Below are 13987 nucleotides of genomic sequence, written 5' to 3' on the forward strand. Positions count from 1 at the left end.
GCGGATGAGTCGGACCAGCTTCTGAGGGAATTCGCAAGATGTGGTTAACGCGTCCTGACCCCGCGGCCGCGGCGATCATCCCGGGGGCGGCGCTGACGATCACGCTGGCCCTCGCGCTGACGGCCACGCTGGCCCCTCTGCCGGAGGTCGGCCCTCGCCGCGCCGCGGCCGAAGAGGGCCTGCCGTCCCAGACGCGGATCGCGCTGCTGACGCTCAACGGCTTCGACCCCGTCAGCTACTTCCTGGAGGGCGGGCCGCAGGCCGGGGCGGCCCGGTTCGAACTGTCCTGGGACGGCCGGGTCTGGCGCTTCGCCAGCGGCGCCAACCGCGAGGCCTTCCGGGACGATCCGCCGGTCTACGCCCCGCGCCTCGGGGGCTACGACGCTGCCGGAATCCTCGAGGGCCGGCTGGTGGATGCCGATCCCCTGGTCTTCGCGGTGATCGGCGAGCGCCTCTACCTGTTCCGGAATGCCGAGCGCCGCGCCCGGTTCCTGGCCGAGCCCGACCTGGTCCGGCAGGCGGAGGCGGCGTGGCCGGCCCTGCGATCCCTGCAGGACGTCCCGCCTATGGATGCGCCGCGCTGAGCGGCACCGTCGGCCTGCTGGTCGGCAGGGCGAGGCGCGGGGCCAGGGCGGGATCGCCCAGGGCCGCGAAGGGCCCGTTGCGATGATCGGGCCCGTGCTGCCCGTAGCGGATCGGGCCACCGCCGGGCACCACCACGCAGCCCCCCGATGCCGCGACGATGTGATCGCCCGCGGCCGTATCCCATTCCATGGTCGGGCCGCAGCGCACGTAGATGTCCGCCTCGCCGGCGGCGATCAGCCCGAACTTCAGGGCGGATCCGACCTGGCGCGTCTCCAGGACGGGCAGCGCCGCGAGGCAGGCGGCGGTTTCGGGATCGCCGTGCCGCCGGCTGCCCAGGGCGACGAGGCCGGCCTCCGGCGCCGGTCGCGTGTGGACCGGCCGCCCGGCCCCCGGCCGGCCGGCGACCACCGCGCCCTCGACGGTTGCTGCGCCCGCCCACCAGACCCGGCCGAGCCCCGGGGCCGCCAGGGCGGCGGCCACCGGGCGGGCGCCGGACACCAGCGCGATGTTGACCGAGTAGTCCGGCGTCCCGGCGAGGAAGTCGCGGGTGCCGTCCAGGGGATCGACGAGGAAGAAGAGGTCGGCCGGCCGCGTCGCGTCGGTCTGGGAACGCTCCTCGGCCACGACCGCGATCCCCGGGAAGCGTCCGGCGAGGGCCTCGACGATCAGGTCCTCGGCCTCGGTGTCGGCGGCGCTCGACGGTGAGCCGTCCGGCTTCAGGGCGTGGGGGCAGGGGGCCCGATGGTAGCGGCGCAGGATCTCGCCCGCCGCGCAGGCGATCTCGGCGAGCGCCGCGGCGATCCGCTCACGCTCCGGTTCCGAGATCGTCGTCGCGCTCGTCATGGTCCCTCCGGAGGCGACCCTGAATGCCCGAGCCCGCCGGCAATGTCGACCGTGTCTCCCGGGTGTGCGGCCGGCCTGTCGGGCCGGGACGGCCCCGTCAGCCGTGCTCCGGCGGGACATCCGCGGCGCCCGGCATCCGCAAAGTCCGCCGGATCCGCGCCAGCAGAGCCTGGCTCCGGCGCCGGTGGCGGCGCAGCTCCGCCGCGAGGCTGCGGGCGTCCGGAAGGCCCACGGCCTTGGCGATCTGCCGGGCCGCGGTCTCGGAGGGCTCCGCGGCGGGATCGGTCATCACGAGTCGCTGCCACTGATAGACGGCGTCGAGGAACCCGTAGGTCTCGGCGAGGGCCTCGCCCGTTGCCGCGGGCAGGAGGCCGCGCGCCGCCGCCTCCCGGAACAGCGCCTCCGCACCGAGGCCGATGCAGCCGGGCCAGTCGCGGGCCCGGCTCAGCACGAGGGCCTGGGCCAGGAAGTCGAGGTCGAACAGCGCGCCCGGTGCGAGCTTCAGGTCGAAGGGGCCGGCATGGCCCCGCTCCCGGGCGACCAGGGCCCGCATCGCGCCCGCCTCGGCGCAGACGGCGGCGGTTTCGCGCGGCTGCCGGAGCACCCGGGCGATCGCGGCCGTGACGTCGACCGCCAGGGTGGCGTCGCCGGCCACGACCCGGGCGCGGGCGAGCGCCATGTGCTCCCAGAGTTCCGCCTCGCCGCCGTGATAGGCCGCGAAGCCGCTGAGCTGCACGGCGGGCGGGCTGTGGCTGCCGTAGGGCCGCAGCCGCAGGTCGACCGCGTAGAGCCGCCCCCGCCGCGTGGCCGTGGTGAGCGCCGCGAACACGCGTTGCGCCAGCCGGTTGTAGGCCACCACGGCGTCGAGGGGGCGCCGGCCGTCGCTGGTGCGATTCTCCGGGTCGAAATCGTAGAGGAAGACGAGGTCTAGGTCGGATTCCGCGCTGAGCTGCCGGGATCCGAGGCGGCCCAGCGCCAGGATGCAGCAGCGTCCCTTGGGCAGCGTGCCGTGGTCCAGGGCGAACCGGCGCTCCTCCGCCTCCAGACTCAGCGCCACCGTCGCGTCGGCGATCGCCGCGTAGGCCTCCCCGGCCTGGCGCGGCGTGAGGATGCCCGACAGGAGGCGGGCGCCGGTGACGAAGGTCATCTGCCGCGTGGCGTCCCGGCAGCGGTCGAGGCTCTCCTCGTGGCTCGCCGGCTGTCCCAGGAGCGCCCGGTACTGCGCGCGGACCTGATCGGGATCGGTGGTCGGCGTCACGAAATCCGCGTCGAGCACGGTGTCGAGGACGTGCGGGCTCAGGCCCACCGTGTCGGCGAGGCGCGGTGCCGTCCCCAGGATGTCGGCGAACAGAAGGCGCAGGCGCTCGTGCGAGCGCAGGATGGCGAGGAGTTCCGCCACCGCGGGCATCCGCGCGAAGGCCCGGTCGAGGGCGAGGAGCGCCGCGTCCGGATCGGCGGTTCCGCCGAGCGCCCGCAGCAGCGCCGGGAGCACCTCGGCGAGGATCTCCCGGGCCCGGCCGGTCCGCAGGGCTGGGCGGCGCCCGAGATGCCAGCCCTGCACGGTCTCCCAGGCCAGGGGCGGATCCCGGAACCCGAAGGCGCCGAGCCGCGCCAGGGTCGCGGGCTCCGGCTCGCTCGCGCCGAAGACCAGGGGGGCCCCGTCCCCGCCGGCCTCCGGCCCCGCCTCGAACAGCAGGGCGTAATGCGCCTGGACCCGGCCGGCGTGGTGGAGCAGCGCCGCCTCGAAGGCCGCCAGGTCGGAAAAGCCCGCGAACAGCGCCAGCGCGGTCAGCGCCTCGGTCCCGGTGGGCAGGCGCTGGGTCTGCTCGTCCCGGATCATCTGGATCCGGTGCTCCAGGGTGCGCAGGAACGTGTAGGCCGCACGCAGCTCGTCCCGGGCCTGCCCGTCGATCCAGCCCTGCGCGACGAGTTCGGCCAGCATTGCGACCGTACGACGCCCCCGCAGGGCGGGCTTGCGGCCGCCGAAGACGAGCTGCTGGGTCTGAACGAAGAACTCGATCTCCCGGATGCCGCCGCGGCCGATCTTGATGTCGTGGCCGCCGACCGCGATGGTCTCGTGTCCGCGGACCATGTGGATCTGCCGCTTTAGAGCGTGGATCTCGGCGATGGCCGGGAAGTCGAAGTGCCGGCGCCAGATGAACGGCGCCAGTTCCGCGAGGAACGCTTCGCCGGCCGGGATGTCGCCGGCGATCGGTCGGGCCTTGATGAAGGCCGCGCGCTCCCAGTTCTGGCCGAGCGTCTGGTAGTAGTCGAAGGCGAAGCCGGTGGAGAGCGCCACCGCGGTGGAGCCCGGGTCCGGCCGCAGCCGGTAGTCGATGCGGTGGACGTAGCCGTCCGCGGTCCGGTCGGCCAGGAGCTTCACCAGCCCCTGCGCCAGCTTGACGAAGAAGGGCTTCGGATCGCCGCCGGTGGCCGCGGCGGCGGAGCCGGCCTCGTAGAAGACGACGAGGTCGATGTCGCTCGAATAGTTCAGCTCGCAGCCGCCGAGCTTGCCCAGGCCGAGGACGATCAGGCCGGACCCGTCCTGCGGCGCCTCCGGATCCGCGGGCCGGAACCGCCCGGCCGCCATCCCCTGCCGGAGCAGCGCCTCGACCGCCCCGCTCACCGAGGCGTCCGCGAAGGCCGACAGGGCCTGGGTCACCGCGTCGAGATCCCAGCCGCCGCCGAGATCGGCCAGCGCGACCAGGAGGGCATGTTCCTCCCGGTTGGCGCGCAGCCGCCGGCCGACCTCGGCGAGGTCGGGGTTCGCCCCGCAGGACGCGCCGACCGCGCGCTGCCGGGCGATGATGTCCCGGCTGGCCGCGTCCGGCGCCTGTTCCAGCAGGGCGACGAGCCGGTCCGGCGACCGGGTGGCCGCCCGCCAGAGGAAGGGCGAATGGTCCGCGAGGCCGAGGAGCAGGTCCCGGCACGGCGGCGTCAGGAAACCGGCCGGAAGGGCCGGCGCGATCTCGGCGAGCCGGGCCTGCGCGGCGTCCGGATCGGCGAGGCCGAGCCGGGGGCTCAGGCTCGCGCGCAGCGTCGTGGCCGATCCGTTCCGGAGACCGGTCTCGTCTCTCATGCCGCATCCTCCCTGGCGCGACGGGGCCGGCATCGTAACCGACCGGGCCGCCCGTGTCCGGCCCCGCGCGCAGGGACGCGCGGATCCAGGGCTGCGCGGATCCTGGGCTGGGCGGATCTGGGCTGCGCGCATCCGGAATCGGGGGCCGCCCCGCCCTCCGTCCGATCCGGTAACGCTTTTCAAAGCTGACCGTGGCGTCTATCCGTGCGGACCGGTCGTCGCCCCCGGTCCGACCTGCAGGCCGTGCGGGACCCCCTCGGGCGACTCGATCGCCACAGGGGCGGCCGAGGACTGGGCGCCCGGGAGCCGGGCGGCCGGAACCCGGCAGCCTCGATCGGGGCCCCGACCCGCAGACGTCCGCACCTCAGATCCGCCCGCCCGGAGCGCACCATGTCCTCCCCGACCTCGCCCACCCTGCATCTCGACGGCCTCGACCTCGCCGCCCTGCTCTGCTCCCGCGTCTGCCACGACGTGATCAGCCCCGTCGGCGCGATCGTGAACGGGCTCGAGGTCCTGGAGGACGACCAGGACGAATCGATGCGGACCTTCGCCCTGGAGCTGATCGGCAAGAGCGCCCGGCAGGCCTCGGCGCGGCTGAAATTCGCCCGCATCGCCTTCGGGGCCGCGGGCTCGGCCGGCGCCTCGATCGACCTCGCCGACGCCGAGGGCGTGGCCAAGGGCATGTTCTCCGACGAGAAGACCAAGCTGACCTGGAGCGCCCCCCAGGCCCTCTTCCCGAAGAACAAGGTCAAGCTCCTCCTCAACCTCGTGATGGTCGCCACCTCGGCGATTCCCCGGGGCGGCGTGATCGACGTCGTCGTCTCCGGCGATGCCGAGGCGCCCACGCTGGTGCTCAAGGCCAAGGGCTCGCATGCCCGCATTCCGCCCCACGTGGAGGAGCTGATGGCCGGCCGCCCCGAGAGCGGCACCGTCGACGCGCACGGCATCCTGCCGTTCTACGCGGGCCTCGTGGCGCGGGCCGCCGCCATGGATGTGCGATTCGCCATCGAGGGTGATGAAGTGACTATCACCGCCACGCCCGCCGCGAGCCCCGCAGTGATCGGAGCGCCCGAAGACCCCGACGGCGAGGCTTCGGACACGGCCCTGGCGTGAAATTCTGAAAAACCGAGACGCGGGGCCGGGATGGAAACGCTTCCCTAACCCCGCGCGAGTAAGTAGGTTGCGCGAGACCTTCTCCGCGTAACGAGTAGCGCCTATGGACGACCTGCTTCGCGAGTTTTTGACCGAGAGCGGGGAGCATCTCGACACGGTTGATGCAGAACTTGTTCGATTCGAGCAGGATCCGAACAACGAGACTATTCTGCGAAACATCTTCCGTCTCGTGCACACGATTAAGGGAACCTGCGGATTCCTCGGCCTTCCGCGGCTCGAAGCCTTGGCGCATGCTGCGGAAACCCTGATGGGCCGCTTCCGCGACGGGCTGCCCGCCACGTCGGATTCCGTCACCCTGATCCTGCTGACGCTGGACCGGCTCAAGGCGATCCTGGCCGATCTGGAAGCCACCGGCACCGAGCCCTCGGGCTCGGATGACGACCTCATCTCCGCCCTGGAGCGCATGGCCGAGGGCGCGCCCGAGCCGCAGGCCGTCGCCCCGCCGACGCCCGAGCCGGTGCTGCCCGATCCGGTGGTCCGCGAGCTGAAGCCCGGCGAGGTCACCCTGGACGAGCTGGAGGCTGCCTTCCTGTCGGCCCCGGGTCCCGACGAATCGGATTTCCTCCCGCCGCCGGCCCCCCTTGCCGCCGCGCCGGCCCCGACGCCCGCTGCCCCCGCGGCGAGCGCGCCGCCGAAGGCCGAGACCAGGGTCGAGCCGGTCGAGGCCGAGAAGCCCGAGCCGGCCCGCGCCGAGAAGGCCGAGGGCGCCGAGGGTGAGACGACCGCCGCCGCCAAGAACCAGACGATCCGGGTGAACGTCGACACGCTCGAGCACCTGATGACCATGGTCTCGGAGCTGGTGCTGACCCGCAACCAGCTCCTGGAGATCGCCCGCCGCCACGAGGATTCGAGCTACAAGGTCCCGCTGCAGCGCCTGTCGCACGTCACCGCCGAGCTGCAGGAAGGCGTCATGAAGACGCGCATGCAGCCGATCGGCAACGCGTGGCAGAAGCTGCCGCGCGTGGTGCGCGACCTCTCGGCGGAACTCGGCAAGCAGATCGACCTCGTGATGGTCGGCAACGAGACCGAGCTCGACCGGCAGGTCCTTGAGGTCATCAAGGACCCGCTGACCCACATGGTCCGCAACTCGGCCGATCACGGCCTCGAATCGACCGCCGAGCGCGTGGCGGGGGGCAAGCCCGCCCGCGGCACGATCCGGCTCGCCGCCTACCACGAGGGCGGCACGATCACGATCGAGATCGCCGACGACGGCAAGGGCCTGAACCTCGCGGCGATCCGGCAGAAGGCGGTGCAGCGCGGCCTCGCCTCCCAGGCCGATGTCGAGCGGATGACCGACGCTCAGGTCGCCAAGTTCATCTTCCACGCCGGCTTCTCGACGGCGGCGGCGGTGACCTCGGTCTCGGGCCGCGGCGTCGGCATGGACGTGGTCAAGACCAACATCGAGACCATCGGCGGCCTGATCGACATCGCCACGACGGCGGGGCGCGGCACGACCTTCACCATCAAGATCCCGCTGACGCTGGCCATCGTCGCCGCGCTGATCGTGCGGGCCGGCGAGCACCGCTTCGCCCTGCCGCAGGTGGCGGTGCTGGAGCTGGTGCGGGTCGATGCCGGGGCGCAGCGGGTCGAGCACATCAACGGCGCGCCGGTGCTGCGCCTGCGCGAGCGGCTCCTGCCGATCGTCTCGCTCACCGGCCTGCTCGGCCAGTCGAGCCCGGGCGGGGAGGCGGAGCAGGCCGGCTTCGTGGTGGTCGCCCAGGTCGGGCGCGAGCGCTTCGGCATCCTCGTCGACGAGGTCTTCCACACGGAGGAGATCGTCGTGAAGCCGATGTCGGTGAAGCTCCGCCACATCCCGATGTTTGCCGGCAACACGATCCTCGGCGACGGCGCCGTGGTGCTGATCGTCGATCCCAACGGCGTGGCCCGCCAGGTGGCGCAGGGCGTCCAGGGCAGCGGCGGCCACATCGACGCCGACGCCGACGAGGCGGTGGAGATGGCCGACACCAAGACGACGCTCCTGGTGTTCAAGGGCGGCCAGGGCAGCTTCAAGGCGGTGCCGCTGTCGCTGGTCACCCGCCTCGAGGAGATCGAGTGCGCCAAGGTCGAGTGGCTCGGCGGCCGCGCGCTGATCCAGTATCGCGGGCGCCTGATGCCCCTGGTCCCGGCCGACGCGGCGATCACCATCAAGTCGGAGGGGACGCAGGCCCTGGTGGTGTTCTCCGACGGCGAGCGCGCCATGGGCCTCGTGGTCGACGAGATCGTCGACATCGTCGAGGAGCGCCTCGACATCGAGATCGCGGCCGACCGGTCGGACCTGATCGGCTCGGCGGTTCTGCGGGGCCGGGCGACCGACATCATCAACATCGCCCACTTCCTGCCGCTGGCCTACGACGACTGGGCGCGCGGCCTGAAGCGGCCCGAGCAGATCTCCACGATCCTGCTGGTCGACGACTCGGCCTTCTTCCGCGACATGCTGAGCCCGGTGCTGAAGGCGGCGGGCTACCAGGTGGTCACCGCGGCGAGCGCGGACGCGGCGCTGGCGGCCCTCCAGGCCGATCCGCAGATCGAGGTCGTGGTCACCGATCTGGAGATGCCGGGCCGCAGCGGCTTCGACCTCGTCGCCGCCATGCGCCGGGCCGAGCCGCGCCTCGCCGGGCTCCCGGTGATCGGCCTCAGCGGCGCGATCGGCGCCGATGCGGTTGAGCGCGCCCGGGCCCTGGCGATCAGCGACCTCGTGGCGAAGTTCGACCGCAGCGGCCTGATCTCGGCGCTGGCCGAGATCGGCGCCGCCACGGTGTCGAAAGCCGCCTGAGCCTGCACGCCGCCCGCCCCAAAACGATCGAGACGATCGAGACGATCGAATCCGGAGAGTTCCGATGCAGGCTGCCAACGCCAACACCAGCGGCGCCACCACCAACGGCGTCGAGACCGGCGCCACCGACGACTTCGTCACGGTCTATGTCGGCGAGACGCTGTTCGGCCTGGCGATCGAGCGGGTGCACGACGTCTTCGTCCCCTCGGGCGTGACGCCGGTTCCCCTGGCGCCGGCCGAGATCGTCGGCCTCCTGAACCTGCGCGGCCGCGTGGTGACGGCCATGAGCCTGCGCCGGCGGCTGGGCCTGCCCGACGCGGAGGCCCAGGCGGACGGCACCAAGGCCAGCCCGAAGATGGCGATCGGCCTGGAGCAGGCCGGCGAGACCTTCGCGCTGGTGGTCGACGGCGTCGGCGAGGTGCTGAAGCTCGGGGCCGACAGCCGCGAGGCGGTGCCGATCAACCTGGATCCGCGCTTCCGCGATCTCGCCACCTGCGTCCATCGCCTCGACGGGCGGCTCCTGGTGATCCTCGACGTGGACGCACTCCTCGGCTTCACGCCCGCCGGCGCCAAGGCGGCTTGAGGGAGAGGTCGATGAAGGCGCCCCACGAGACCACCTGCCTGGTGGTGGACGATTCCGCGGTGATCCGGAAGGTCGCCCGGCGGATCATCGAGGATCTCGGCATGAACGTGAGCGAGGCCGAGGATGGCAGCGCCGCCCTGGAAGCCTGTGCCGCCAGCATGCCGGACGCGATCCTGCTCGACTGGAACATGCCGAACATGGACGGCTACGCCTTCCTCCAGGCCCTGCGCCAGAGCGAGGGCGGGGGCGTGCCGAAGGTCCTGTTCTGCACCACCGAGAACGATGTCGGGGCGATCGCCCGCGCCCTCCGGGCGGGGGCCGACGAATACATCATGAAGCCCTTCGACCGCGACATCCTGACGGCCAAGCTCGAACAGGTCGGTCTCGTCGCCGACGCGGCCTGACCGCACGATTCGGCTCCGACGCCCCTGCACCCGCGACCTGTACCCGAGGCAAGCATCATGGCCCTGAGTCCCGCGGTTGCTCCGCTCCGTACACCCACCACCCCGAGCACGACCGCATCCGCCACCACGATCCGGGTTCTGGTGGCCGATGATTCCGCCGTGGTGCGCGGCCTCGTGGCCCGCTGGATCGGCGAGGCCGGATTCGAGCTCGTCGGCACGGCCTCGAACGGCCGGATCGCCCTCGAGCTGATGGCCAAGCACGACCCGGACGTGGTCCTGCTCGACATCGAGATGCCGGAACTCGACGGCACGACCGCGCTGCCGCGCATGCTGGCCATGAGCCCGAGCGTGCAGGTCGTGATGATGTCGACGCTGACCACGCGCAACGCCGACATCTCGTTGAAATGCCTCGCCCTCGGGGCGGTGGACTACATCGCCAAGCCCGAGAGCAGCCGTGGCGTCACCACCTCGGACACGTTCCGGGTCGAGCTGATCGAGCGCGTCCGCGTGTTCGGCTCCGCCCGCGCGCGGAGCCGGCGCCCCGCCTTCGGCCATGTGCCGGCCACCCCGCACGCCCCCGCCGGGCCTGCGGTCGGGCACCACGCACCCGCGGTCGTGGCGCATCCGGCGCCGGCCGCCGCGCGCCCCGCGACCCCCTTCACGCTGCGGCCGAAGGTCCGCAACCGGACGCAGCCCCGGGCCCTGCTGATCGGCTCCTCCACGGGCGGCCCGCGGGCGGTGGGCGAGATGCTGGAGGGAATCGGTTCGGCCGCCCTGCGCCGTCTGCCGGTCCTGATCGTCCAGCACATGCCGCCGATCTTCACCGCGGTCTTCGCCGAACACCTCGCCACCCGTACCGGGCTGCCCGCAGCCGAGGGCAAGGCCGACGAGCGGGTCGAACCGGGCCGCATCTACGTGGCCCCGGGCGGCCGCCACATGGGACTGGCCGCGGCGGCCGGCGGCCCGATCATCAAGCTCACCGACGGCCCGCCGGTGAACTTCTGCCGCCCCGCGGTCGACGTCCTGTTCAAGGACGCGGCGGTCGTGTTCGGCGCTGCCACCGCGACCGTGATCCTCACCGGCATGGGCTCGGACGGCACCAACGGCGCCCGGGCCCTCACCGAGGCCGGCGGCCCGGTTCTGGCCCAGGACGAGGCCACCAGCACGGTCTGGGGCATGCCGGGCAGCGTCGCGCGGGCCGGGCTCGCCGAGGCCGTGCTGCCCTTGCCCGAACTCGCGACGGCGCTCCGCGCCATGATCACGGGGCAGCCGGCATGACCGAACTCGAGTTCGAATTCCTGCGCAGCTTCCTGAAGCAGCGCTCCGGCCTCGCGCTGACGCCGGAGAAGCGCTACCTCGTGGAGAGTCGGCTGACCCCGGTCTGCCGCCGCTTCGGGCTTGCGAGCCTGGGCGACCTGATCGGCGCCCTCAAGCTCGCCCAGAACGGAACGATCGAGCGGGCCGTGGTCGAGGCCATGACCACGAACGAGACCTTCTTCTTCCGCGACCGGATCCCCTTCGACCTGTTCCGCGACACGCTCCTGCCGGACGTGCTGGCGCGCAATGCCAGCCGCCGCCGGCTGCGGATCTGGTGCGCAGCGGCCTCCACCGGGCAGGAGCCCTACTCGCTGGCCATGCTGCTCCAGGAGGCGGCGCCGCGGCTCGCCGGCTGGCAGGTCGAGATCGTCGCCACCGACCTGTCCACCGAGGTGATCGAGAAGGCCAAGCTCGGGCTCTACAGCCATTTCGAGGTCCAGCGCGGCCTGCCGGTGCAGTGGCTGATCAAGTACTTCACCCAGGTCGGCGAGCAGTGGCAGATCGCCCAGAGCCTGCGCAGCATGGTGGATTACCGCCAGCTCAACCTGCTGCACAGCTTCGCCTCGCTGGGCCAGTTCGACGTGATCTACTGCCGCAACGTGCTGATCTACTTCGACGCGCCGACGAAGTCGGACGTGCTGGCGCGGCTCGCTGCGCAGCTCGCACCGGAGGGCGCGCTCCTGCTGGGGGCCGCCGAGACGGTGATCGGCCTCACCGACCGGCTGTCGCCCAACCCGAAGCACCGCGGCCTCTACGGCCATTCCGAGGCCGCGGCGCGCCCGGCCGAGGCGCCGCCGCTGCGCATGGCCGCGAGCCTCTGAATTCAGCGATCGGGGTTCCCGGTCGCGCCCCGGCTCCGGGCTATCCCAGCCCCCGGCACCGCGACGGGGATCCGGGCGGTTCCGGAAACGCGGCCTTAAGACTCGCGTGGGTAATTTGCACACGGACCCGCCGCCGGGCGAATCCGGCTCATCCGTGACCCGAGTCCCGTCATGAGTACCGTCTCATCCACCGCGACATCGCAGCTCTCCGCGCAGCGATGGTTGCCGCCTCCGTCGCCCAAGACCCAGATGTCCGACACGATCAGCAGCGCGCTGTCGGCCGGCACGATCAGCAGCACCGACGCGACGGCGCTCACCAGCGCCCTGAGCAGCATCGATTCGAGCCTGTCGTCGGACAGCTCCGCCTCGGGCAGCACCACGACCCGGTCCAAGCTCGACCCGTCCTCCATGAAGGATCGGATCGACGGCCTGATCGCCGATCAGGTCAGCAGCGGCAGCCTCACCGCCGACCAGGCCACGGAGCTGAAGAACCTGTTTTCCAGCCACGGCCAGAGCATTCAGAGCGCGGACGCCACCGGCGACGTGTCCGGGCCGGACGGTCCGCCGCCCGGCCCCCCGCCCGGTCCGCCGCCGGGGAGCGCCGCCTCCGGCAGCACCGGCAGCGGGACCTCGTCCTCCACGTCGGTGACGCAGTCGACGAACGACCTCCTCTCGACCTTCATGCAGCAGCTCCAGAGCAGCCAGTCGGTCGGCGCCGGCTATGGCGCCAACGGCACCACCAACAGCAGCAGCAGCCTCTCGGCCCTTCTGGTCGACTTCCAGAGCTGAGCCGGCGGTGCCGGCGTGGCCGGCCGAGGGGGGCCGCCCGCCCGACGCATCGCCCGCCTGCGCGCGGCCGGGGTCGACCTCGGCCGCGCGACGCGGCATCACTCCGCCATCGCATTCGCGCGACCGGACAGGGTCGGGAGGCACGGCATGGCGGCAGGATCGGGGACCGGATTGCCCAAGGTCGCGTTCATCGGCACGGGCGGGACGATCTCGTCCCTCGGGCGCGACACCCTCGACATCCTCGACTACACCGCCACCGACCGGCGCCTCGAAGCCGGCGGCATCCTGGAGGCGGTCCCGGAACTCGCCACCGTCGCCACGGTGGTGCCGGTCCCGTTCCAGGCGGTCCCGAGCCCGGCGATCGGATTTGCCGAGTGGCGCGACCTCGTGCGCCTGTGCGAGCGCCTCGCGGCCGAGCATGCGGATCTCGCGGGAATCGTCATCGGGCACGGTACCGCCACCCTGGAGGAGACCGCCTACGCCCTGAGCCTGACCCTGACGATCGACCTGCCGGTGGTGCTGGTCGGCTCGCAGCGGCCGATGAGCGCCCTCTCCACCGACGCCAAGCTCAATCTCGTGGCCGCGATCCGCACCGCCGCGGCGCCGGCCTCCCGCGGGCGCGGCGTGCTAGTGGTGCTCAACGACGAGATCCAGGCGGCGCGCGAGGTGACCAAGACCTCGGTGGCCCGGCTTCAGACCTTCCGGACGCCGGATTTCGGCGTGCTCGGCCATGTCGACGGCGACAGCGTCCGCTACTATCGCCGCTCCGAGCGGGCGCACGCACCGGGCACGCCCTTCGACATCCGCAGCCTGCCCGCGCTGCCGCGGGTCGATATCGTCTATGGCTACGCCGACGCGGACGGCACCGCGGTCCGGGCCTTCCTGTCGGCGGGCGCGCGCGGCCTCGTCGCGGCCGGTCTTGCCCCGGGCATGACCCCGCCGGCCGAGGCCGAGGCCCTGGAGGCGGCGGCTGCCGCCGGGATCGTGGTGGTGATGTCGACCCGGGCCGGCAGCGGCGTCGTCCCGCTCACCACCCGGCTGCGCACCCGCGGCATCCTCAGCGCCGACAACCTCACCCCGCAGAAGGCCAGGATCCTGCTGGCCCTGGCGCTGACCGTCACGACGGAGCCGGAGGCGGTGGCGCGGCTGTTCGCGACGTATTAGGGCACCGCCCGCCCGAAGGGGGACCGGCTCGGCGCGAGAGGGGGGCGGAGCCGCGGTTCGGGCCGATCCGCGCCGGGGTCGTCCGCGCCCGGCCGGAGGTCACCGGGTGCAGCCGACGCAGATGCCGCGGGTGATGGCGTCGTCGCGGATCTGCTCCGGCGTGCGCCGCTGGATCTGGCTGCTCTCGTCGACGTCGACCTTGTCCGGTTTCGGCACGGTCGCACCGCTCTTGGCGATGTAGTCGCTTCGGTTGGCCGCAACATCCATCGAATCCGGCCTGTCGCCGGCCCGGACCAGAGCCGACGAGACCACCGCAAGAGCGATCGAACATCCGAGAACGAGAGGATACCGCATGGCCGCCTCCGCCGTAGAGGTAGAGCGTGTGACGGCATCACAGACCGATCCGGGTTCCCCGCATTGACCTATCGCAAGGCTCGGCCCGCGTGCGGCGCCGGG

General features: G+C 72.5%; 12 protein-coding genes. 9 read left to right on the forward strand and 3 right to left on the reverse strand.

Features of this window, described 5'->3' with window-relative positions; genetic code table 11:
- Positions 1-38 precede the first annotated feature (38 nt).
- A complete protein-coding gene (locus tag ABC766_RS18910) occupies positions 39-584 on the forward strand; it encodes a YHS domain-containing (seleno)protein (RefSeq protein WP_345819229.1) in 546 nt (181 codons plus the stop codon).
- Here ABC766_RS18910 and ABC766_RS18915 read toward each other — a convergent pair.
- Positions 565-1428: a 3'(2'),5'-bisphosphate nucleotidase CysQ gene (locus tag ABC766_RS18915; RefSeq protein WP_345819230.1), complete on the reverse strand. Its 864-nt coding sequence runs from the start codon at positions 1426-1428 to the stop codon at positions 565-567. The two genes, ABC766_RS18910 and ABC766_RS18915, sit on opposite strands and share 20 nt — an antisense overlap.
- Before the next feature lie 97 nt (positions 1429-1525).
- Positions 1526-4507 carry a bifunctional [glutamine synthetase] adenylyltransferase/[glutamine synthetase]-adenylyl-L-tyrosine phosphorylase gene (locus ABC766_RS18920; RefSeq protein ID WP_345819231.1) on the reverse strand — a complete coding sequence of 994 codons (2982 nt, stop codon included), beginning with the start codon at positions 4505-4507 and terminating at the stop codon, positions 1526-1528.
- Between the two features lie 390 nt (positions 4508-4897).
- Here ABC766_RS18920 and chpT point away from each other — a divergent pair, with 390 nt between their 5' ends.
- The 8 genes from chpT to ABC766_RS18960 all read left to right on the forward strand — a co-directional run bounded on the left by chpT (position 4898) and on the right by ABC766_RS18960 (position 13531).
- On the forward strand, positions 4898-5620 hold the full coding sequence (chpT, locus tag ABC766_RS18925) for a histidine phosphotransferase ChpT (RefSeq protein ID WP_043352403.1): 723 nt from the start codon (positions 4898-4900) through the stop codon (positions 5618-5620).
- A gap of 103 nt (positions 5621-5723) precedes the next feature.
- The gene (locus ABC766_RS18930; RefSeq protein ID WP_345819232.1) at positions 5724-8453 is read left to right on the forward strand and encodes a hybrid sensor histidine kinase/response regulator; all 2730 of its coding nucleotides are present in this window, start codon (positions 5724-5726) and stop codon (positions 8451-8453) included.
- 64 nt (positions 8454-8517) lie between these two features.
- Positions 8518-9036 (forward strand): chemotaxis protein CheW, encoded by a 519-nt coding sequence (locus ABC766_RS18935; protein WP_043386919.1) that lies wholly within the window; start codon positions 8518-8520, stop codon positions 9034-9036.
- Positions 9037-9047: 11 nt separating this feature from the next.
- A complete protein-coding gene (locus tag ABC766_RS18940) occupies positions 9048-9440 on the forward strand; it encodes a response regulator (protein WP_043352407.1) in 393 nt (130 codons plus the stop codon).
- Positions 9441-9497: 57 nt separating this feature from the next.
- A complete protein-coding gene (gene cheB / locus ABC766_RS18945; RefSeq protein ID WP_043386917.1) occupies positions 9498-10718 on the forward strand; it encodes a chemotaxis-specific protein-glutamate methyltransferase CheB in 1221 nt (406 codons plus the stop codon).
- Positions 10715-11578: a CheR family methyltransferase gene (locus tag ABC766_RS18950; protein WP_043386914.1), complete on the forward strand. Its 864-nt coding sequence runs from the start codon at positions 10715-10717 to the stop codon at positions 11576-11578. The genes cheB and ABC766_RS18950 overlap by 4 nt, the downstream gene beginning before the upstream one ends.
- A 249-nt stretch (positions 11579-11827) precedes the next feature.
- A complete protein-coding gene (locus ABC766_RS18955; protein ID WP_345819234.1) occupies positions 11828-12367 on the forward strand; it encodes a hypothetical protein in 540 nt (179 codons plus the stop codon).
- A gap of 147 nt (positions 12368-12514) precedes the next feature.
- Positions 12515-13531, forward strand: coding sequence for an asparaginase (locus ABC766_RS18960; protein WP_043386909.1), 1017 nt, complete (start codon positions 12515-12517; stop codon positions 13529-13531).
- Between the two features lie 99 nt (positions 13532-13630).
- Here the strand turns inward: ABC766_RS18960 and ABC766_RS18965 are convergent, their stop codons facing one another.
- Positions 13631-13885, reverse strand: coding sequence for a hypothetical protein (locus ABC766_RS18965; RefSeq protein ID WP_345819235.1), 255 nt, complete (start codon positions 13883-13885; stop codon positions 13631-13633).
- Between the last annotated feature and the right edge of the window lie 102 nt (positions 13886-13987).

Origin of the sequence: Methylobacterium fujisawaense (assembly GCF_039619325.1) — a bacterium.
Taxonomy (GTDB): domain Bacteria; phylum Pseudomonadota; class Alphaproteobacteria; order Rhizobiales; family Beijerinckiaceae; genus Methylobacterium; species Methylobacterium fujisawaense.